At 52.0% G+C, this 22,028-nt stretch carries 17 protein-coding genes and 1 pseudogene; 14 read left to right on the plus strand and 4 right to left on the minus strand.

What is annotated here, in order from left to right; all coding sequences use genetic code 11:
- The first annotated feature begins 235 nt into the window (after nucleotides 1-235).
- The 3 genes from yddG (at nucleotide 236) to OGV77_RS15965 (ending at nucleotide 3,195) form a co-directional block, all read left to right on the plus strand.
- A complete protein-coding gene (yddG, locus tag OGV77_RS15955) occupies nucleotides 236-1,117 on the plus strand; it encodes an aromatic amino acid efflux DMT transporter YddG (RefSeq protein WP_043016299.1) in 882 nt (293 codons plus the stop codon).
- 459 nt (nucleotides 1,118-1,576) lie between these two features.
- Nucleotides 1,577-2,671, plus strand: coding sequence for a porin OmpC (gene ompC / locus OGV77_RS15960; RefSeq protein ID WP_043016298.1), 1,095 nt, complete (start codon nucleotides 1,577-1,579; stop codon nucleotides 2,669-2,671).
- Between the two features lie 83 nt (nucleotides 2,672-2,754).
- A complete protein-coding gene (locus tag OGV77_RS15965; RefSeq protein WP_047411200.1) occupies nucleotides 2,755-3,195 on the plus strand; it encodes a GFA family protein in 441 nt (146 codons plus the stop codon).
- Here the strand turns inward: OGV77_RS15965 and OGV77_RS15970 are convergent, their stop codons facing one another.
- Nucleotides 3,196-4,683 carry an MFS transporter gene (locus tag OGV77_RS15970; RefSeq protein ID WP_043016296.1) on the minus strand — a complete coding sequence of 496 codons (1,488 nt, stop codon included), beginning with the start codon at nucleotides 4,681-4,683 and terminating at the stop codon, nucleotides 3,196-3,198.
- Nucleotides 4,684-4,800: 117 nt separating this feature from the next.
- Here OGV77_RS15970 and OGV77_RS15975 point away from each other — a divergent pair, with 117 nt between their 5' ends.
- The 7 genes and pseudogenes from OGV77_RS15975 to OGV77_RS24880 all read left to right on the plus strand — a co-directional run.
- A complete protein-coding gene (locus OGV77_RS15975) occupies nucleotides 4,801-5,379 on the plus strand; it encodes a TetR family transcriptional regulator (protein WP_043016295.1) in 579 nt (192 codons plus the stop codon).
- 212 nt (nucleotides 5,380-5,591) lie between these two features.
- Nucleotides 5,592-6,977 (plus strand): NarK family nitrate/nitrite MFS transporter, encoded by a 1,386-nt coding sequence (locus OGV77_RS15980; protein WP_043016294.1) that lies wholly within the window; start codon nucleotides 5,592-5,594, stop codon nucleotides 6,975-6,977.
- A gap of 86 nt (nucleotides 6,978-7,063) precedes the next feature.
- On the plus strand, nucleotides 7,064-10,804 hold the full coding sequence (locus tag OGV77_RS15985; RefSeq protein WP_087050540.1) for a nitrate reductase subunit alpha: 3,741 nt from the start codon (nucleotides 7,064-7,066) through the stop codon (nucleotides 10,802-10,804).
- On the plus strand, nucleotides 10,801-12,345 hold the full coding sequence (narH, locus tag OGV77_RS15990) for a nitrate reductase subunit beta (RefSeq protein ID WP_008784807.1): 1,545 nt from the start codon (nucleotides 10,801-10,803) through the stop codon (nucleotides 12,343-12,345). The genes OGV77_RS15985 and narH overlap by 4 nt, the downstream gene beginning before the upstream one ends.
- The gene (narW, locus tag OGV77_RS15995) at nucleotides 12,345-13,040 is read left to right on the plus strand and encodes a nitrate reductase molybdenum cofactor assembly chaperone (protein WP_043016292.1); all 696 of its coding nucleotides are present in this window, start codon (nucleotides 12,345-12,347) and stop codon (nucleotides 13,038-13,040) included. The genes narH and narW overlap by 1 nt, the downstream gene beginning before the upstream one ends.
- Nucleotides 13,037-13,717, plus strand: coding sequence for a respiratory nitrate reductase subunit gamma (gene narI, locus OGV77_RS16000; protein WP_003833047.1), 681 nt, complete (start codon nucleotides 13,037-13,039; stop codon nucleotides 13,715-13,717). Before narW ends, narI begins: the two co-directional genes overlap by 4 nt.
- Nucleotides 13,718-13,759: 42 nt before the next feature.
- Nucleotides 13,760-13,930, plus strand: a pseudogene (locus tag OGV77_RS24880) (PhzF family isomerase); the annotation flags it as partial.
- Nucleotides 13,931-13,988: 58 nt separating this feature from the next.
- Here the strand turns inward: OGV77_RS24880 and nhoA are convergent.
- A complete protein-coding gene (gene nhoA, locus OGV77_RS16010) occupies nucleotides 13,989-14,834 on the minus strand; it encodes an N-hydroxyarylamine O-acetyltransferase (protein ID WP_043016291.1) in 846 nt (281 codons plus the stop codon).
- Between the two features lie 157 nt (nucleotides 14,835-14,991).
- Between nhoA and OGV77_RS16015 the strand changes: the two genes are divergently transcribed.
- On the plus strand, nucleotides 14,992-15,564 hold the full coding sequence (locus tag OGV77_RS16015) for a flavin reductase family protein (RefSeq protein WP_043016290.1): 573 nt from the start codon (nucleotides 14,992-14,994) through the stop codon (nucleotides 15,562-15,564).
- Between the two features lie 214 nt (nucleotides 15,565-15,778).
- On the plus strand, nucleotides 15,779-17,755 hold the full coding sequence (locus OGV77_RS16020) for an alkyl/aryl-sulfatase (protein ID WP_043016289.1): 1,977 nt from the start codon (nucleotides 15,779-15,781) through the stop codon (nucleotides 17,753-17,755).
- Between the two features lie 38 nt (nucleotides 17,756-17,793).
- Here OGV77_RS16020 and pptA read toward each other — a convergent pair whose 3' ends face one another.
- Together pptA and OGV77_RS16030 are read right to left on the minus strand one after the other, a co-directional pair.
- A complete protein-coding gene (gene pptA, locus OGV77_RS16025) occupies nucleotides 17,794-18,021 on the minus strand; it encodes a tautomerase PptA (protein ID WP_043016288.1) in 228 nt (75 codons plus the stop codon).
- Between the two features lie 34 nt (nucleotides 18,022-18,055).
- On the minus strand, nucleotides 18,056-19,108 hold the full coding sequence (locus OGV77_RS16030; RefSeq protein ID WP_370638287.1) for a LacI family DNA-binding transcriptional regulator: 1,053 nt from the start codon (nucleotides 19,106-19,108) through the stop codon (nucleotides 18,056-18,058).
- A gap of 271 nt (nucleotides 19,109-19,379) precedes the next feature.
- Between OGV77_RS16030 and OGV77_RS16035 the strand changes: the two genes are divergently transcribed.
- Together OGV77_RS16035 and OGV77_RS16040 are read left to right on the plus strand one after the other, a co-directional pair.
- Nucleotides 19,380-20,576 carry an L-talarate/galactarate dehydratase gene (locus OGV77_RS16035; protein WP_043016286.1) on the plus strand — a complete coding sequence of 399 codons (1,197 nt, stop codon included), beginning with the start codon at nucleotides 19,380-19,382 and terminating at the stop codon, nucleotides 20,574-20,576.
- 73 nt (nucleotides 20,577-20,649) lie between these two features.
- Nucleotides 20,650-21,960, plus strand: coding sequence for an MFS transporter (locus OGV77_RS16040; RefSeq protein ID WP_286502872.1), 1,311 nt, complete (start codon nucleotides 20,650-20,652; stop codon nucleotides 21,958-21,960).
- Nucleotides 21,961-22,028: the final 68 nt, after the last annotated feature.

Genomic DNA, 22,028 nt, shown 5'->3' on the forward strand with positions numbered 1-22,028 from the left:
AGCGCGGCAGTCTGAAAGATGCCATGTACAACTTCGCGACGAAACTATCAGCTATATCCATATTTTTTTTGCGTCAAATCAATAACGAAACGGTTCCGCTACTAAATAGTGCACTTTGTTTAACCTTTGTACCCATAAGGGAGTATGGGAAAGGCAATTGATTAGCGCGCTACGGTATAAAAGTGCTATAAATTTCAGCTTAATTTTTTGCCAGCACCATGGACAGACAATCAGAATGACAAAACAAAAAGCAACGTTAATTGGGCTCATTGCCATAGTGCTCTGGAGCACTATGGTCGGACTCATGCGTGGAGTAAGTGAAGGGCTGGGTCCTGCGGGCGGCGCGGCAATGATTTTTTCGTTAAGCGGCCTGTTACTGATTTTTACCGTCGGCTTTCCGAATATCAGGAAAATACCTGTTCGCTATTTAATCGCCGGTAGCGTGCTTTTTGTTAGCTATGAAATCTGTTTAGCGCTGGCTCTCGGTTATGCGGCTACTCGTCACCAGGCTATTGAAGTCGGTATGGTTAATTATCTCTGGCCAAGTCTGACGATATTGTTTGCTATTTTATTTAATGGTCAGAAAACAACCTGGCTGGTAATCCCTGGATTAATTATCGCATTGACCGGGGTGTGTTGGGTATTGGGTGGCGAAAATGGCCTTAATCTTGATGAAATTATCAGCAATGTTGCCAGCAGTCCGCTCAGCTATTTTCTCGCCTTTCTCGGCGCTTTTATCTGGGCAACGTATTGTACGGTGACCAATAAATATGCAAAAGGCTTTAACGGCATCACCGTATTCGTTTTACTGACGGCAGCAACTTTGTGGGTTTACTATTTTATTACCCCTCAACCGGAAATGGTTTTCAGTACTTCGGTGACGATTAAAATGTTCACTGCAGCATTAACGTTAGGATTTGCCTATGCTGCGTGGAATATTGGCATTTTGCACGGCAACGTGACCGTCATGGCTGTTGGGTCTTATTTTACCCCGGTGCTCTCCTCCGCGCTGGCCGCTGTGTTGCTCAGCGCCCCGCTGTCGCTTTCGTTCTGGCAAGGTGCGCTGATGGTCTGCGCAGGCTCTCTGCTTTGCTGGCTGGCAACGCGACGCGCCTGATAAAAAGTCGGGTTTTATCACAAACAAATAAAACCCGGCTATACTTTAGGCAAATTGATGAATAATATTTGTCCATTCCACCTGCGATTATGTTTATATTTGTTTAATTAAATGTTAAATATATGGTAACTAATTAACATTCGAAAGTATTACCTGGTTATTTATATCTCTTCACTTGTATATATTACACCTGCGAAATTAACACCATTTAAACCATAGCCTGCACAATAGTCCCGTATGTAAATATACCCATTCAGATCTGTCACATATTATGATTAATACAATCAGCTATATTATGTAGATCTGGATCACACAACTCCAAATATTTCGCAATAATATGAAACTTATTATTGAACTTATACCACTGCGTCATTTAAAAATAGTTTGCCATTGACGAACCCCTTCGTTTAGCAATGGTTTAGGAAACACACCAAGAAAAAATTATAAGGATTATTTAGAATGAAACTTAAATTAGTTGCAGTGGCAGTGACTAGCCTGTTGGCGGCAGGTGCGGTAAACGCAGCTGAGGTATATAACAAAGACGCAAACAAACTGGATATCTACGGTAAAGTTCACGCTCAGCATTACTTCTCTGACGACAACGGCAGCGATGGCGACAAAACCTACGCGCGTCTGGGCTTCAAGGGCGAAACCCAGATCAACGACCAACTGGTTGGTTTCGGTCAGTGGGAATATGAATTCAAGGGCAACCGTTCTGAAGATCAGGGTTCCGAAGCAGACAAAACTCGTCTGGCATTCGCTGGCCTGAAATTCGCTGAATACGGTTCTTTCGACTACGGTCGTAACTACGGCGTAGCATACGACATCGGCGCATGGACCGACGTTTTGCCAGAGTTCGGTGGCGATACCTGGACCCAGACTGACGTCTTCATGACCCAGCGTGCTACTGGCGTTGCAACCTATCGTAACACCGACTTCTTCGGTCTGGTTGAAGGTCTGAATTTTGCCCTGCAGTACCAGGGTAAAAACGCCCGTAGCAACGACAAAGAAGCTAACGGTGACGGCTTCGGTCTGTCTACGACTTATGAGTACGAAGGCTTCGGTGTAGGTGCAACCTATGCGAAATCTGACCGTACTGATTCTCAGAACAACCACAATGGTCTGTTCAAAGCTGACGGTAAGAACGCTGAAGTTTGGGCTGCTGGCCTGAAATATGATGCGAACAATATCTACCTGGCAACTACCTACTCTGAAACCCGTAACATGACTACCTTTGGTGGTACTGTTAACGGTAGTAAGATCAACGGTATTGCAAATCAAGCACAGAACTTTGAAGCTGTTGCTCAGTACCAGTTCGACTTCGGTCTGCGTCCGTCCATCGCTTACCTGAAATCCAAAGGTAAAGACATTGCATTCTTCGGCGACCAGGATCTGGTTGAATACGTAGACCTGGGTGCTACCTACTACTTCAACAAAAACATGTCTACCTTCGTTGATTACAAAATCAATCTGCTGGACGACAACAACTTCACCCGCGCTGCCGGTGTAAGCACTGACAACATCGTGGCTGTTGGTCTGAACTACCAGTTCTAATTTTGTTGTAGCCTGAATAAAAAGCCAGTCCTTCCAGGGCTGGCTTTTTCTCTTAATGTAGACTCGGTCATAAGGAGTATGCCGTGCAGACATTCACTGGTCGTTGTCTTTGCGGACAGAGTCATTTTACCGTCGACGTCGAAATGCTGGATGTCTATGCCTGCCATTGCACCCTGTGCCAGAAGTGGTCGGGCGGCATCGCTATGTATCTGGAAGCCAGCAGTCATCCGCTGATGTCGCCAGATTCAGCAGAACCTGCGCACTTTCCTTCTTCAAATCGTGGTGAACGTTTCTTTTGTTCTGGTTGCGGGTGCCCGCTGTGGTTTACCCTGACGGGCAGCGATCGCTATTTTGTGCCGTGGACGCTGCTGGAGCTTAATGAGGTAGATCGCCGCCGCCTGGTGTTAGCGGCAGAGATCTATACGGAAACGCAGCCCGCATTCTGGAGACTGACGGGGCAATACGCTCGACTCAGTGGGAAAGAAGTTGAAGAGATGGATTACCCCTGTCATTTAGCTCATTAGTTATTGACGCTGTACCTTTGCCAGACTGAACCACATTCCTACCGCTAATACGATAAGCATGCTGCCGGCGCTGCTTAAGGCTACGCTGTGCGACCAGGTAAAGGCTTCTTTAGCAGCCGACAGCAACGCCTCACTCAGCGACGATGGGAGCGAATGCGCCAACTGCACCGCCTCCCCCATTGACGATGAGGCTCGTTCTATCTCCTGCGGATTAAGGCCAACTGGCGGCAGAATCGAGGCTGAAAAGCTGCGGCTTAACAGCAAACCAAAGATAGCGATCCCAAGCCCGGCGCCCAGTTCATAAGCCATCGTCTCAATGGCGCCCGCGGCTGCGGCTTTTTCTGCCGGAGCTGCCGCCATGATAGCCGCCGTTGAGGCCAGGAGCGCACTCGCCGCGCTAAAACCGAGCAACGCCATTAATATCCAGGCTTGAATCTGCTGAGTGCTGAAATCCGTCATCGCCAGACCGTAAAAGCTCACAGCGCTCAGCGCCATACCCGCCGTGGCCACACACCGTAATCCCAGACGTGACACCAGCATGCCGGCAATCGGTCCGCTGAAGCCGCTTGCCAGCATCACCGGCAGCATAAAAAGGCCCGCCTGATAAGGCGTTAAACCATGAACAAACTGTAGCTCCTGAGCCATCAGTAACTCGAACCCTACCAGAGTTATCATCGCGGTCATCGCCATCACTACGCCGCTTAAGATAATGCGATGCGTGAACAACCGCATATCAATCATCGGGCGGGAAGCAGCTAGCTGGATACGGACAAACTGCCACAACAATAAAGCGCCGGTTAACAACGTCAGCGCGATCGCAACGGTCGCCGTATGCCCTTTCAGGGCGGTTTTAGCGCTGTAGACCAGCAGCAGAATGGCGACAATCAGCATTATCGCATGACCAAAATTTAACGATTGATCGCGACGTCCGGCCTGACGCGGCACTAAGCGCGCAGTTAAGGCCATTACCACCAGGACAATCGGCACATTAATTAAGAACACGGATCCCCAGTAGAAGTGCTCCAGCAGCATCCCGCCAACGAGTGGGCCAAATGCCGCACCGCCAGAACCGACCGCGGCCCAGACGCCGAGCGCCATATTACGATGCCGTTGCTCTGCGAACGTGGCGCGAATCCCCGCAAGCGTTGCCGGCACAATCATCGCCGCGCCAATCGCCAATACCGCCCGGGTGGCTATCAGCCAGCTTGCGCTGTGGGCAAAAGCGGCCGCCAGCGATGCGAGACCAAACAGTCCAGCGCCTAATAGCAGCAGGCGTTTAAAGCCGATGCGATCGCCCAGCGCGCCCATTGGCAATACCATACCGGCCATTACCAGGGAATAAATATCAATAATCCACAGCAGCTCGTTACCACTGGCACCCAGCGTCATACTCAGCGTGGGCGCGGCAACGTGCAGCACCGTTGCATCAATCGCAACAGGGATGTAGACCAGCACAATAATGACTAACGTTAACCACTGACGAAACATAAAACTCCCTAACGAAACTTAAACTGGACACATGTCCAACTTGAGCGATCCTACGGAAAATTGAACATATGTCCAACTTTTTGTTAGACTGCGTGATACACGAGTACAGGAGGAAAGATGAGCTATCTGAATCGGGATGAACGTCGGGAAGTTATTCTGCAGGCGGCCATGCGTGTCGCGCTTGAGGAAGGGTTTACCGCGATGACGGTGCGACGCATTGCAGCTGAAGCACATGTGGCAACGGGCCAACTACACCACCACTTTGCCTCTGCCGGCGAACTTAAATCCCAGGCATTTGTACGTCTGATCCGTACCCTGCTCGATGCGGAACTGGTCAGTGAAAATGCCAGTTTTCGTGAGCGACTGCATGCCATGCTGGGCAGCGAAGATGGCGGATTCGAACCCTATATTAAGCTATGGCGTGAAGCGCAGGTTGTGGCGGGTAAAGATCCAGAAATCAAAAGCGCCTACCTGTTGACCATGCGGATGTGGCACGAAGAAACCGCCAACATCATCACTCAGGGACAGAAAGCCGGTGAGTTTTCCTCCACCCCAGATGCTGCCGACGTCGCCTGGCGCTTAATCGCATTGGTCTGCGGTCTGGATGGTATGTACATATTAGGCATTGAGGAAATGGCCGATCCTGCATTCGATCGCCATCTTGACCGTATGATTACGCTGGAGTTATTTATTTGACGCAATAGATGAATTAACAATACATCTTTTATGTTTACAATTGGTAACACTTAAGCAACGTGTAATTCTCCCATCACGCCGCGTTATTGCGCTTTTTTATCTATTCTTTCAGTCAATATTCCTAAAACTTTTCAATAGTTTCTAAAAAGAAGCCGCGCGGCGCTGCATGCGTTTATTTCTTTTTCATGAACGGCATGTGCATGGAGAATAATATGTCATCATCAAATGAGAAAAATAATCGTTATCTTTTAACTGACTGGAAACCAGAGAACCCCGGCTTTTGGGAAAACAAAGGCAAGCACATTGCACGCAGAAACCTATGGATATCAGTGAGTTGTTTGCTGCTTGCTTTCTGCGTCTGGATGTTGTTCAGCGCCGTTGCCGTCAATCTGAATAAAATTGGCTTTAATTTCACCACCGACCAACTGTTTTTATTAACGGCATTGCCCTCTCTTTCTGGTGCAATATTGCGCGTTCCCTACTCCTTTATGGTACCTATATTTGGTGGGCGCCGTTGGACCATTTTTAGTACGATCATTCTGATTATTCCCTGCGTCTGGCTCGGATTTGCCGTGCAAAATACCGCTACTCCGTTTGGCGTATTTATTATTATTGCGCTGATGTGTGGTTTTGCTGGCGCTAACTTTGCCTCCAGCATGGGCAATATCAGCTTTTTCTTCCCCAAAGCGAAGCAAGGCAGTGCGTTAGGCGTAAACGGCGGTCTCGGCAACCTCGGCGTCAGCGTAATGCAGTTGATTGCGCCTTTGGTTATCTTTCTGCCCATCTTTACCTTTTTGGGCGTTCAGGGCGTACCGCAAGCTGACGGCTCGTTATTGTCGCTAGCCAATGCCGCATGGATTTGGGTGCCGTTACTGCTGATAGCCACCGTGGCGGCAGGTATGGGAATGAACGACATTGCCAGTTCGAAGGCTTCGATCGCTTCCCAATTACCGGTCCTCAAGCGTTTTCATCTGTGGTTATTAAGCCTGTTGTATCTTGCCACCTTCGGTTCATTTATCGGTTTTTCTGCAGGTTTTGCCATGCTGGCGAAAACCCAGTTCCCTGACGTGAATATCCTGCAACTGGCGTTCTTCGGCCCTTTCATCGGCGCGCTTGCGCGATCGGCGGGCGGCGTTATCTCTGACAAGTTCGGCGGTGTACGCGTCACGTTAATTAACTTCATCTTTATGGCGCTGTTTAGCGCCCTGCTGTTTCTCACCCTGCCAGGATCAGGCGAAGGGAACTTTGTCGCTTTCTACCTGGTGTTTATGGGCTTGTTCCTGACCGCGGGTCTGGGAAGCGGGTCGACCTTCCAGATGATTGCGGTGATCTTTCGCAAAATCACGATTTACCGGGTGAAGCTGCATGGTGGTACCGAAGAGCAGGCTCAACGTGAAGCGGTAACCGATACCGCCGCCGCCCTGGGATTCATCTCAGCCATTGGCGCTGTAGGGGGCTTCTTCATCCCTAAAGCGTTTGGCTCATCACTGGCGTTGACCGGCTCTCCGGTGGGTGCCATGAAAATATTCCTCGTGTTTTACATCGTCTGCGTGCTGGTGACCTGGCTGGTCTATGGCCGTAAATCACAAAAAAAATAACGAAATGGATACCGCAGGATCGGACATTCGGCCAGGCCGGGAGTTCGATTCACCGTCGGCAATATTATCGAAGCAGGAGTTATGTCATGAGTAAACTGTTAGACCGCTTTCGCTACTTTAAACAAAAGGGCGATACGTTTGCCGAGGGGCACGGGCAAGTGATGCACACCAACCGGGACTGGGAAGACAGTTATCGTCAGCGCTGGCAGTTCGACAAAATTGTGCGTTCTACCCACGGTGTTAACTGTACCGGCTCATGCAGCTGGAAAATCTACGTCAAAAATGGACTGGTAACCTGGGAAACGCAGCAAACCGACTACCCACGAACCCGCCCTGACTTGCCAAATCATGAACCCCGCGGCTGCCCGCGCGGCGCCAGCTATTCCTGGTATCTTTACAGCGCCAACCGCCTGAAGTATCCGCTGGTGCGTAAACGTCTGATAGAACTGTGGCGCGATGCCCTGTCCCGCCAGCCCGATCCGGTGCTGGCCTGGGAATCCATTATGAACGACCCGCAAAAATGCCAGAGCTACAAGCAGGTACGCGGGCGCGGAGGTTTTATCCGCTCCAACTGGAAAGAGCTTAATCAGTTGATTGCCGCCGCTAACGTCTGGACAGTGAAAACCTATGGCCCGGACCGCGTGGCTGGATTCTCCCCGATCCCTGCGATGTCGATGGTCTCCTATGCTGCAGGTACACGCTATCTCTCGCTACTGGGCGGAACCTGCCTGAGTTTCTATGACTGGTACTGCGACTTACCGCCCGCCTCACCAATGACCTGGGGTGAGCAAACCGATGTGCCAGAATCCGCCGACTGGTATAACTCCAGTTATATCATCGCCTGGGGCTCTAACGTGCCGCAGACCCGTACCCCGGATGCGCACTTTTTCACCGAAGTACGCTACAAGGGCACCAAGACGATTGCCATTACGCCGGATTACTCGGAAGTCGCTAAACTGTGCGACCAGTGGCTGGCACCTAAGCAAGGCACCGACAGTGCGCTGGCGATGGCAATGGGCCACGTCATCCTGAAAGAGTTCCACCTCGACAATCCCAGCGATTATTTCCTCAATTACTGTCGTCGCTATACCGATATGCCGATGCTGGTTTTACTGGATGCCCGGGAAGATGGCAGCTATGTGCCTGGACGCATGATGCGCGCCTCAGACCTTGTCGATGGTCTGGGTGAAAGCAACAATCCGGAGTGGAAAACGGTAGCCTTTAACAGTGCTGGCGAACTGGTTGTCCCGAACGGATCTATCGGTTTTCGCTGGGGTGAGCAAGGCAAATGGAACCTGGAACCCCTGGCGGCTGGCGCGGAAACTGAGCTTACTCTCTCGCTGCTCGGTCAGCATGATGAAGTGACCGGTGTGGCATTCCCCTATTTTGGCGGAAATGAAAACCCGCATTTTCGCAGCGTAAAACAAGAACCGGTGCTGATCCGTCAACTGCCGGTAAAACATCTTACTCTCGCCGATGGCAGCCGTTGCCCGGTGGTGAGCGTCTATGATCTGGTATTGGCGAATTACGGCCTCGACCGTGGTCTGGATGACGTTCTTAGCGCGCAAGATTACAGCGAAGTGAAAGCATATACCCCTGCCTGGGGCGAGCAAATTACCGGCGTGCCACGCCGTCATATCGAACAAATCGCCCGCGAGTTTGCCGATACGGCGCATAAAACGCATGGCCGTTCGATGATCATTCTCGGGGCTGGCGTCAACCACTGGTATCACATGGATATGAACTACCGTGGCATGATTAACATCCTCGTGTTCTGTGGATGCGTGGGGCAAAGCGGCGGCGGCTGGGCGCACTATGTGGGCCAAGAGAAACTGCGACCGCAAACAGGTTGGTTACCGCTGGCCTTTGCGCTCGACTGGAACCGACCACCCCGTCAGATGAACAGCACTTCGTTTTTCTACAACCACTCCAGCCAGTGGCGTTATGAAAAACTCACCGCGCAAGAACTCCTCTCTCCGCTGGCCGATGCGTCGAAGTTTACCGGACATTTGATTGACTTTAACGTGCGTGCAGAAAGGATGGGCTGGCTGCCGTCCGCGCCGCAGCTTAACCTCAACCCACTGACCGTTAAAGCAAAAGCCGAACAGGCGGGGCTGTCTCCTGCGCAATACACCGCCCAGGCGCTGAAATCGGGGGATATTCGTTTTGCCTGCGAGCAGCCGGATAGCGGTAGCAACCATCCGCGCAACCTCTTCGTCTGGCGCTCTAACCTGCTCGGCTCCTCCGGTAAAGGGCATGAATACATGCTCAAGTATTTACTGGGTACCGAAAGCGGGATCCAGGGGGAAGCGCTTGGCTCAAGCGAGGGTATCAAACCTGAAGAGGTTGAATGGCAGTCGGCGGCGATAGAGGGCAAACTTGATCTGCTGGTCACGCTCGATTTCCGTATGTCGAGCACCTGCCTGTTCTCCGATATCGTTTTGCCAACCGCTACCTGGTATGAAAAAGACGATATGAACACCTCGGATATGCATCCGTTTATTCATCCGCTGTCGGCAGCGGTCGATCCCGCGTGGGAATCGAAGAGCGACTGGGAAATTTATAAAGGCATCGCCAAAGTATTCTCTGAAGTTTGCGTAGGACATCTTGGACAAGAAACGGATGTGGTATTGCAACCGCTGCAACACGACTCCCCGGCAGAGCTGTCACAGCCGTTTGACATTCTGGACTGGCGCAAAGGCGAATGCGATCTTCTCCCGGGGAAAACGGCGCCGAATATCGCCGTTGTGGAACGCGATTACCCTGCTACCTACGAACGCTTTACTTCACTTGGTCCACTCATGGACAAGCTCGGCAACGGTGGGAAAGGCATAGCGTGGAATACCCAGGCGGAAGTCGATTTCCTCGGCAAGCTTAACTACACCAAGCGCGAAGGTCCGGCGAAAGGAAGACCGCTAATTGACACCGCGCTGGATGCCTCTGAGGTGATCCTTGCCCTGGCGCCGGAAACGAACGGTCAGGTGGCGGTGAAAGCCTGGGAAGCGCTGGGGGCGATGACCGGACGCGACCATACGCATCTGGCGTTGAACAAAGAAGACGAGAAGATCCGTTTTCGCGATATTCAGGCCCAGCCGCGCAAAATCATCTCCAGCCCTACCTGGTCTGGGCTGGAAAGTGAACATGTCTCTTATAACGCTGGCTATACCAACGTCCATGAGCTGATCCCCTGGCGTACCCTGTCCGGTCGCCAGCAGCTGTATCAGGATCACGCGTGGATGCGTGCGTTCGGTGAAAGTCTGGTGGCGTATCGCCCGCCTATTGATACCCGCAGCGTCAGCGAAATGCGCGAAGTTCCGCCTAACGGCTTCCCGGAAAAAGCGCTCAACTTCCTGACCCCACACCAGAAATGGGGGATCCACTCTACCTACAGCGAAAACCTGCTGATGCTGACGCTGTCACGTGGCGGACCCATTGTCTGGATCAGCGAGACCGATGCCAAAGAGTTGGGCATTGAGGATAACGACTGGATTGAAGCCTTCAACGCCAACGGCGCGCTTACCGCGCGTGCAGTGGTGAGTCAACGCGTGCCGCCGGGAATGACCATGATGTATCACGCTCAGGAGCGAATCATGAATATCCCCGGCTCGGAAGTCACCGGAATGCGTGGCGGGATCCATAACTCGGTCACCCGCGTCTGCCCGAAACCCACGCATATGATTGGCGGCTATGCGCAACTGGCATACAGCTTCAACTATTACGGTACGGTCGGCTCTAACCGCGATGAGTTCATCATGATTAGAAAAATGAAAAATATTAACTGGCTGGATGATGAAGGTCGCGATCAGGTACAGGAGGCGAAAAAATGAAAATACGCTCACAGGTAGGCATGGTTCTTAATCTGGATAAGTGCATCGGCTGCCACACCTGCTCCGTTACCTGCAAAAACGTCTGGACCGGACGTGAAGGGATGGAATACGCGTGGTTTAACAACGTCGAGACCAAACCGGGTATAGGTTATCCGAAGAACTGGGAAGATCAGGAAGAGTGGCAAGGCGGCTGGGTTCGCGATGTTAACGGCAAAATAAGACCGCGTCTGGGCGGCAAGATGGGCGTAATCACCAAAATTTTCGCCAACCCGGTGATCCCGCAAATTGACGACTACTATGAACCGTTTACCTACGATTATCAGCATCTGCATAGCGCGCCGGAAAGCAAGAATCAGCCCACCGCACGCCCACGTTCGCTGATTGATGGTAAACGGATGGACAAGATTATCTGGGGGCCCAACTGGGAAGAGCTGCTGGGTGGCGAGTTCTCAAAACGCGCCCGCGACCGTAACTTTGAGAAAATGCAAAAGGAGATGTACGGCCAGTTCGAAAACACCTTCATGATGTATCTGCCGCGTTTGTGTGAGCATTGCCTGAACCCAAGTTGCGTCGCCACTTGCCCGAGTGGTGCTATCTATAAGCGTGAAGAAGATGGCATCGTGCTGATCGATCAGGACAAATGTCGCGGCTGGCGCTTGTGTATCAGCGGTTGTCCGTACAAAAAAATCTACTTTAACTGGAAGAGCGGTAAGTCTGAGAAGTGCATTTTCTGCTACCCGCGTATTGAGTCTGGCCAGCCGACGGTATGTTCGGAAACCTGCGTTGGACGTATTCGTTATCTCGGCGTATTGCTGTACGACGCCGACCGTATTGAAGAAGCGGCCAGCACCGAGCATGAGACCGATCTCTATGAGCGTCAGTGCGATGTGTTCCTTAATCCGCACGACCCGGCGGTCATTGAAGAAGCGTTAAAACAAGGTATTCCGCACAACGTCATCGAAGCGGCCCAACGTTCGCCAGTTTACAAAATGGCGATGGACTGGAAGCTGGCGCTGCCGCTGCACCCGGAATATCGCACCCTGCCGATGGTCTGGTATGTTCCGCCGTTGTCACCGATTCAGTCGGTCGCTGACGCGGGCGGACTGCCGCACAATGGCAACATTCTTCCTGCGGTTGAATCACTGCGAATTCCGGTTCAGTACCTCGCCAACATGCTAAGCGCAGGCGATACCGGTCCGGTGCTACGCGCGCTCAAACGGATGATGGCCATGCGCCACTATATGCGCGCGCAAACCGTCGAAGGCGTGACGGACACCCGGGCGATTGAGGAAGTGGGTCTGACCGTTGAGCAGGTTGAGGAGATGTACCGCTATCTGGCCATCGCCAACTATGAAGACCGCTTCGTGATCCCAACCAGTCACCGTGAAATGGCGCGTGACGCCTTCCCGGAGAAAAATGGTTGCGGGTTTACCTTTGGTGACGGCTGCCATGGTTCAGATACCAAATTCAACCTGTTTAACAGCAGTCGTATTGATGCCATCGACATCACCGAAGTGCGCGATAAAGCGGAGGGGGAATAATGCAAATCCTGAAGGTTATCGGCCTGCTGATGGAATATCCCGACGAGCTGCTGTGGGAGTGTAAAGACGAGGCGCTGGCGCTTGTGGCCAGCGATGCCCCTATGCTTACCGAATTTAGCCAGGGGTTGCTCAATGCCCCACTGCTGGATAAACAAGCCGAATGGTGCGAAATATTCGACCGGGGCCGGGCCACCTCTCTGCTGTTGTTTGAACACGTCCACGCCGAGTCCCGTGATCGGGGCCAGGCGATGGTTGATCTGCTGGCACAGTACGAAAAGGTCGGGCTACAGCTTGACTGCCGCGAACTGCCGGATCATTTGCCGTTGTATCTGGAGTATCTGAGCGTGCTGCCGGAGGCCGAGGCCAAAGAAGGACTGCAGAACGTCGCACCGATTCTGGCGTTACTGGGTGGGCGCTTAAAACAGCGCGATACACCGTGGTATCAACTGTTCGACGCCCTGCTGCTGTTTGCCGGAAGCCCTCTTTCAAGTGACAGTGTCACCAAACAGGTTGGCGCGGAAACCCGCGATGATACCCGTCAGGCGCTGGATGCAGTCTGGGAAGAGGAACAGGTGAAGTTTATCGAAGATAACGCCACCGCCTGCGACAGTTCACCGTTACAAAACTATCAACGACGCTTTAGCCAGGACGTGGCGCCGCAGTATGTCGACGTCAGCGCGGGAGGCCCGAAATGATACAGTACCTGAACGTCTTTTTTTACGATATCTACCCGTATCTGTGTGGGACGGTGTTTATCCTCGGCAGTTGGCTACGCTATGACTACGGGCAATACACCTGGCGCGCCTCTTCCAGCCAGATGCTGGACAAACGCGGTATGGTGTTATGGTCCAACCTGTTCCACATCGGCATTCTGGGGATCTTTTTCGGACACCTGTTCGGCATGTTAACGCCGCACTGGATGTATGCCTGGTTCCTGCCGATTGCGGTAAAGCAACAGATGGCAATGATTGCCGGTGGGCTATGCGGCGTGCTAACGCTGGTTGGTGGCGCAGGTTTGCTGGTGCGCCGTCTGACCAACCCGCGTATTCGTGCGACATCTTCTACCGCCGATATTCTGATCCTCTGCGTTCTGTTGATTCAGTGTATCCTCGGCTTAACCACCATCCCGTTCTCTGCGCAACATCCAGACGGCAGTGAAATGCTGAAACTGGTCGGTTGGGCCCAGTCAGTGGTGACCTTCCAGGGCGGCGCGTCTGCGCATCTGGATGGCGTGGCGTTGATTTTCCGTGTGCATCTGGTTCTTGGGATGACAATCTTCCTGCTGTTCCCGTTCACTCGCCTGGTCCACGTCTGGAGTGCGCCGTTTGAATACTTTACCCGTCGCTACCAAATAGTGCGTTCCCGCCGATAATTTCCTCTGCTACCCGGTAGCGCTTGCGCTTACCGGGCCTGGATAGCGCATGATGGGGAAACGTTACGTGTATAGGGACATCAGGGCCGCGCGCTCGGGCGCGACGGGATTGTTGATGTAACGGTGACTATCCGTGAAAACCTGCCGGAAAAAGTCACCATTACCGGTTCGGCGGTGATCTTGTTTCACGCAGAATGGGCAATAGATTTTTAATCATTTCCGTAAGCCGGATAAGGCGATGACGCCGCATCCGGCATGACTTCCGATGCCCCTATTTTCCCGCCTCCGGATGCGTATCAAACGCCGCCATAACCGTCGCCAGCTCACCGAGTGTAAACCCATGCTTCACATCATCCACGCCTAGTCCAAAACGTTCTTGCAACAAAGCATACAGGCTGGCGACGTCCGGCAGATTAATCTGCTCCACCGCGTGTCCATCCTGATAATGGGTAAAATGAAAATTGGTTAATGTTAATTTCCCGCCGTCAGGCAGATGACGACACATCAGCAGATGATGGCGAAAATGCGATTGTGGCCAGTGAGCAGACCAAAAGTTGCCCATCAGATAATCGCTCTGGTGCTGTACCACCAGGTCGAAATGGTACATCGATTGCCAGTGTTCATGATGACGGAACTGCAGGATCCAGTCTTCACCCTCCTGAATCAGCCGATACTCGCCGTGTGGCGTCTTCTGCTCAATGTTAGCCTGCAGACGAATCGGCGCCGTCAGCGTTTGCCCGCCGAAGCCAACGTCGGCAATCCACTGTTCCCCCTGTAACTCGACCAGCAACAAACGATGCGTGCGCGGCGGCAGGCTTGACGGATTTGCCAGTACCACACGCCCGAGCAGACTGCGTACGTTAAAACCGATCTCACGTAGCGCTCGTTCAAACACTCCGTTCTGTTCAAAGCAATAACCGCCGCGACGCGCCGTTACCAGCTTCTCTTCCAGCGACAAATCGTCAAGCTGCATTTCACGGGGCAGCAATACATCCAGGTTTTCAAAAGGTATGGCGGCGTTGTGCAATAAATGCAGCGCTCGTAAGGTTTCAATGTCGACCCTGGCCAAATCTGACCAACCAATACGGGCAAAATAAGCGGTTAAAAAAGGCGTCATACGGAGTTCCTGTTCGGTTAATGCAGTACTTATAACGCATTTTTAAATTTACGCCGTCGATTTTGTGCGTTGTTCCTCCTGGTGAGGCGACAAAATCGCTAATACCGTTAATATCTATGTTTATTGTGGTGTGTTATCTCTCAGCCAAGGAGCATCCATGAGCCATTTTCGTCCGATCGAATTAAAACACGCCAGTCGGCTACTCAATCACGGTCCTACGATATTGATAACCAGCCGGGATGAGCATACCGAGCGGCGAAATGTGATGGCAGCAGCATGGTCAATGCCCGTGGAGTTTGAACCACCGCGGGTAGCAATTGTTGTTGATAAGACCGCCTGGTCGCGTGAACTAATCGAACGTAGCGGTAAATTCGGCATCGTTATTCCGGGCGTTGCCGCCATCAACTGGACCTGGGCCGTAGGCAGCGTTTCCGGTCGCGTGGAAGATAAATTCAACTGCTACGGCATTCCCGTAGTGCAAGGACCGGTCCTGGGTTTACCGCTGATAGAAGCGAAATGCCTGGCCTGGATGGAGTGTCGCCTGTTGCCAGCCACTGCGGCACAGGAAAAATATGACACGCTGTTTGGGGAAGTCGTCTCGGCTGCCGCTGATGAGAGAGCCTTCGTCGAAGGACGCTGGCAGTTTGATGATGGCAAGCTCAATACGTTGCATCACCTTGGGGCCGGAACGTTTGTCTCCAGCGGGAAGCGCATTATCGCTGGTGAATGATACTCTGCCAACGGATGGCAGTTCTCCGCTGTCATCCGCAACTGTTTTCTTAAAACTGCTGAAAAACCAATCAGATAAATTCTCCCTCCTTCCTTGCTGAATCATTCGCGTGAATTATAGTTAATCTTGCACTAACGCAAATATCTAATCAAAACACTATCCGTGAAAGCAGCATCCCCCAACTGTACTTATGAAGTGTCAGAGAGGTTTTACGATGCAACTTAATAGAATCGCACAGAGTTTTATACTGGCTGGGTTACTCACATCGTTATCTGTTCCCGTTATGGCCGCTGAAGCTCCCAAAGACGCCACCGCCTCCACGCAACAAGCCAACAACGCGCTATACAACCAACTGCCATTCTCCGATAACACCGACTTTACCGACGCCCACAAAGGCTTTATCGCTCCACTCCCGCAGGAAGTGATCAAAGGTGAAGAGGGAAATGTTATCTGGAATCCGCAGCAATACGCGTTCATCAAAGAAGGCGATAAAGCGCCGGATACGGTAAACCCGAGCCTGTGGCGCCAGTCCCAGTTGATCAACATCAGCGGGCTATTTGAAGTAACGGATGGCGTTTACCAGATTCGTAACCTCGATCTGTCGAACATGACCATTATTGAAGGTAAAGAAGGCGTTACCGTCGTTGACCCGCTGGTTTCTGCAGAAACGGCTAAGGTCGGGATGGATCTTTACTTTAAAAACCGCGGTCAAAAACCGGTTGTCGCGGTGATTTATACCCACAGCCACGTTGACCATTACGGCGGCGTACGCGGCGTTGTTGATGAAGCCGACGTTAAAGCGGGCAAAGTGAAAATTTATGCGCCTGCCGGATTTATGGAAGCTGCGGTCGCTGAGAATATCATGGCAGGTAACGTCATGAGCCGCCGCGCGAGCTACATGTACGGCAACCTGCTAAAACCTGATGCCAAAGGTCAGGTCGGCGCGGGACTGGGAACCACAACTTCTGCGGGAACCGTTACCCTGATTGCGCCAACGAATATCATTGAGAAAGATGGACAAAAAGAGGTCATTGACGGCCTGACCTATGATTTCATGCTGGCTCCGGGTTCTGAAGCGCCTTCGGAGATGCTGTGGTACATCGAAGAGAAGAAACTGATTGAATCTGCTGAAGATGTCACCCACACCCTGCACAATACCTACTCTCTGCGCGGAGCCAAAATCCGTGAACCGCTGCCGTGGTCCAAATACATCAACGAAGCGATTGTCCGCTGGGGTGATAAAGCAGAAGTGATGATGGCGCAGCACCACTGGCCTACCTGGGGTAATGACAAGGTTGTAAGCCTGCTGAAAAGCCAGCGCGATTTGTACCGTTACATCAACGACCAGACGTTGCGCATGGCTAACGAAGGTCTGACCCGCGATGAGATCGCCGCAAACTTTAAGCTGCCGGACTCACTGGCCCACACCTGGGCTAACCGCGGTTACTATGGCTCCGTGAGCCATGATGTAAAAGCAACCTATGTGCTCTATCTTGGATGGTTTGACGGCAACCCGGCAACGCTGGATGAACTGCCGCCGGAAGAATCTGCGAAGAAATTTGTCGACTATATGGGCGGCGCTGACGCTATTTTGCAGAAAGCAAAAGCCGACTATGACCAGGGTAACTACCGTTGGGTAGCTCAGGTGGTGAGCAAAGTGGTGTTTGCCGATCCGAATAACCAGGCCGCGCGTAATCTGGAAGCGGATGCGCTGGAGCAATTGGGGTATCAGGCTGAATCCGGCCCGTGGCGTAACTTCTATCTTACCGGGGCGCAAGAGCTGCGTAACGGCGTAGTCAAAGGCCCAACCCCGAATACCGCCAGCCCGGATACCGTTCGCGCCATGACGCCGGAAATGTTCTTCGATTATCTGGCGGTGCATATCAACGGACAAAAAGCGGGCGATGCGAAGTCGGTGTTTAACATCGACCTTGGCAGCGACGGTGGTAAATATAAACTTGAGCTGGAGAATGGCGTACTGAACCATACCGCCAATGCCGAAGCAAAAGACGCCGACGCCACCGTCACGCTGAATCGCGACACGCTGAACAAAATCATCCTCAAGGAAGTGACGCTAAAACAGGCGCAAGACAGCGGTGACGTGAAGATAACCGGTGACGGCACCAAGCTTGATGCCATGCTCGGCTATATGGATAAGTTCGAATTCTGGTTCAACATCGTTACGCCGTAATCACAACGAAAATGGGCGGATTATCCGCCCGTTTTTTCTTACATACTGTAGCCGGGTTTTTTAATCAACTTTGCCATCTGCGGCGCTATTTCCGCATCCCACACGCCCTGCCACGCCTCGGGCTCAATTTCATTGAGCGCCACGCTCACGGAACTGTCTTTGCTTTGCAAATGACGAATAATGACCTCGGTAATATCCGCCGCCAGCGCATTTTTTTGTTCGTCGGTAAGGGAGCGGGGAAAACATTTAATATCAACGTGCGGCATAGCAGATTCCTTAATGTTTTGGGATGCAGGTAACTTATGCGGACTCTCGTTCAACCAGGTGAAATCCGACATCAATAATATCGTCTTCACGCGGAATTTGTTCGATACGATCGGCAAGCAGAGAGGCGGCACGTTGTCCAATGGCCCGTCGGTCGACGCTGACGGTGGTGATGGCTGGTCGGTTACTGGCAGCAAAATCGAGATCGCCAAAACCGATAACCGCTAACTCCTGCGGCACGCGCAGACCACGACTTTCGGCTTCCATGATCGCCCCCTGGGCTAGCGTATCTGAGCTACAGACAATGACATCAAAAGCGCCTTCAGCCAATAGTTGAGCTAATCCGCTGCGCCCCAATGCCAGAGAGGCCGGTAGCGGGACATCCACCTGAGCCTCAGCGGCAATACCATGACGACTCAGCGCATCGCACAGTCCTTGTTTACGCTGGCCTGCCCGACGATCGGCTGTCCATAGCAAGCCAGGACGGCGATAGCCTTTTTCCAGCAAATAATCTGCCACCGCCATCCCGACTTTTTCATGCGAAAATCCGACCAGCATATCAATAGGTGTTGGCGTTAAATCCCAGATCTCCACGACCGGAATGGCTGCATTAAGAATCACCTTTTTCAGTTCGGCGGTATGATGAATGCCGGTGAGCAGTACGCCATCCGGGCGGCGAGAAAGCAGTGTCGCCACCAGCTCAGCCTCTGTTTGCGGCGTATAACCCGACACGCAGAGTAAGATGTGGTATCCGCGTTCAGCCAGTTCATCGCTCAATGACTGGATGGTATCGACAAACATATTGTTGTTAATTTGCGGGACCACCACGGCGATAAGCTTACTGCGTCGTGACGCCAGTCCGCCGGCCAGCGCGTTGGGAATATAGCCGGTGGCGCGTACCGCTTGCATTACTTTTTCCACCGTTTTCGGGCGCACCAGCTGCGGGGTATTCAACGCCCTGCTCACCGTCATGGGTGACAATCCCGCGGTACGGGCAACATCTTCCAGCGTGGGGGCGCGCGGAGGTCTGGAGTTTTTCACTGTCGATGCCCTTGTCAAAAATCGCCGATGTATCCTGGCATTATTCATCATGATTTGGGCTATTGCCAGCGTCGCTCGGTGATAATGCAGGGAAAACAGCAGCTTAGTTAATTATCGCAGCTCAAAATGATAGCGCAATCACAACGATTTGTGCATTTCTCCATAAAGTATTGGAATGTGACGTCGTTTATAATTTACCACCCTTTTCTCTCAGTATTTGTGAGCGATTGTTCAAATCGCAGTCAATTCACTGGCGCAGTGATTGCGCTAACATTAAAAATGATAGCGCAATCATTTGTTATAACCAGGAGAGAACATTATGTCTTTAAGTGCCAATTCTGATGCCGTGACCTATGCCAAATCGGCCAATGCAAAAACCGCGGCAGAAACCGGCGATCGGATCGAATGGGTTAAGCTATCCCTCGCTTTCCTTCCCCTGGCAACACCAGTAAGCGATGCCAAAGTGCTGACCGGTCGTCAGAAACCTCTAACCGAAGTCGCCATTATCATCGCCGAGATCCGCAGCCGTGACGGGTTTGAAGGCGTTGGATTCAGTTACTCAAAGCGGGCTGGCGGTCAGGGGATCTATGCGCATGCCAAAGAAATTGCCGATAACCTGTTAGGCGAAGACCCAAACGATATCGACAAGATCTACACCAAGCTGTTGTGGGCTGGCGCCTCCGTGGGACGTAGCGGCATGGCGGTTCAGGCAATCTCCCCTATCGATATCGCCTTGTGGGATATGAAGGCCAAGCGTGCAGGGTTGCCGCTGGCAAAACTGCTGGGTTCGCATCGGGACTCCGTGCAGTGCTACAACACCTCCGGTGGATTCCTGCATACCCCGCTGGATCAGGTGCTTAAAAACGTGGTTATTTCCCGTGAAAACGGCATTGGCGGTATCAAGCTCAAGGTTGGTCAACCAAACTGCGCTGAGGATATTCGTCGCTTAACCGCGGTGCGTGAAGCGCTGGGTGATGACTTCCCGCTGATGGTCGATGCCAATCAGCAGTGGGACCGGGAAACCGCCATCCGTATGGGACGTAAAATGGAGCAGTTCAATCTGATCTGGATTGAAGAGCCTCTGGACGCCTACGACGTTGAAGGTCACGCCCAACTGGCCGCCGCGCTTGATACCCCGATTGCCACCGGTGAAATGTTGACCAGCTTCCGCGAACATGAACAGTTGATCCTCGGAAATGCCAGCGATTATGTGCAGCCCGATGCTCCGCGTGTGGGGGGAATTTCACCGTTCCTGAAAATTATGGACCTGGCGGCGAAACACGGACGCAAACTGGCTCCGCACTTCGCCATGGAAGTTCACCTGCATCTGTCCGCAGCGTATCCCCTTGAGCCATGGTTGGAACATTTTGAATGGCTGAACCCGTTATTTAATGAACAGCTTGAGTTGCGTGATGGCCGGATGTGGGTTTCCGACCGTCACGGCCTGGGGTTTAGCATCAGCGAGCAGACGCGCCGCTGGACACAATTGACCTGCGAGTTTGGTAAACGTCCTTAATTTATTTGGCGGGTAAGTAATACCCGCCCTCTTCCCTACAGAAACGCTCTCAACCTTATGAAAGGAGTGGGTGATGAACACAATAATAAAGCGTACAAAAGTGCGTTACGGCATTCTGATATTTCTGTTTCTTGCTACCGTATTTAATTACGCCGATCGCGCGACATTATCCGTCGTGGCTCCGATTATGAGCAAAGAATTAGGTTTTGATCCTGAAGCAATGGGGCTGGCCTTTTCTGCCTTCGGTATTTCTTATGTCATTATGCAACTGCCCGGCGGCTGGCTCCTGGATCGCTATGGTTCTCGTCTGGTATACGGCTGCGCATTGATTGGCTGGTCGCTGGTAACGATGTTTCAGGGCACCATGTATCTGTACGCCAGCCCACTTGTCGTATTGATTATCTTACGACTACTGATGGGGGCGATTGAAGCTCCAGCCTTTCCAGCCAACAGCCGATTAAGCGTGCAGTGGTTTCCTAATAACGAACGGGGCTTTGTTACCTCTGTCTATCAGGCCGCACAATATATCTCGTTAGGGATTATTACGCCGTTAATGACGATTATTTTGCATAATCTAAGTTGGCACTTTGTTTTTTATTACATTGGGGCGATTGGCGTTATTCTTGGCATTTTCTGGCTGGTGAAGGTCAGAGACCCTATGCATCACCCGAAGGTAAACCAGCAGGAAATTGACTATATCAGGGAAGGCGGTGGCGAACCGTCGCTGGGTAATAAAAAAGAGCCACAGAAAATTACCTTTGCGCAAATTAAAAGCGTCTGCGTCAACCGCATGATGATTGGCGTTTATATTGGACAGTTCTGCGTGACGTCAATCACCTGGTTTTTCCTGACCTGGTTTCCTACCTATCTGTATCAGGCTAAAGGCATGTCGATCCTTAAAGTAGGATTTGTCGCCAGTATCCCTGCCATTGCCGGTTTTATCGGTGGATTGTTGGGCGGCGTTTTCTCCGACTGGCTTTTAAAACGCGGCTACAGCCTGACAATTGCCCGTAAGCTGCCGGTTATCTGTGGGATGTTGCTTTCCTGCGTCATCGTTATCGCGAATTACACATCGTCAGAATTTGTGGTTATCGCCGCGATGAGTCTGGCGTTCTTCGCCAAAGGCTTTGGCAATCTGGGATGGTGCGTTCTCAGCGATACCTCACCAAAAGAAGTGCTTGGCATTGCAGGAGGCGTATTCAATATGTGCGGCAATATGGCCAGTATCATCACACCACTGGTGATCGGCGTCATTCTGGCGAATACCCAGTCCTTTGATTACGCCATCCTGTATGTCGGCTCGATGGGGCTGATCGGCCTGGTTTCCTATCTGTTTATCGTGGGTCCGTTGGATCGTATTACGCTCACCCCTTCTGTTGCGTAATTTAAACTTATGGCGATAGTCCGCCCGCTGTTCCGGGAATTGCACTCCTGCGGAACAGCGTTTTTTTT

The sequence above is a fragment of the Citrobacter sp. Ce129 genome (assembly GCF_030334545.1).
Taxonomy (GTDB): Bacteria; Pseudomonadota; Gammaproteobacteria; order Enterobacterales; family Enterobacteriaceae; genus Citrobacter; species Citrobacter europaeus.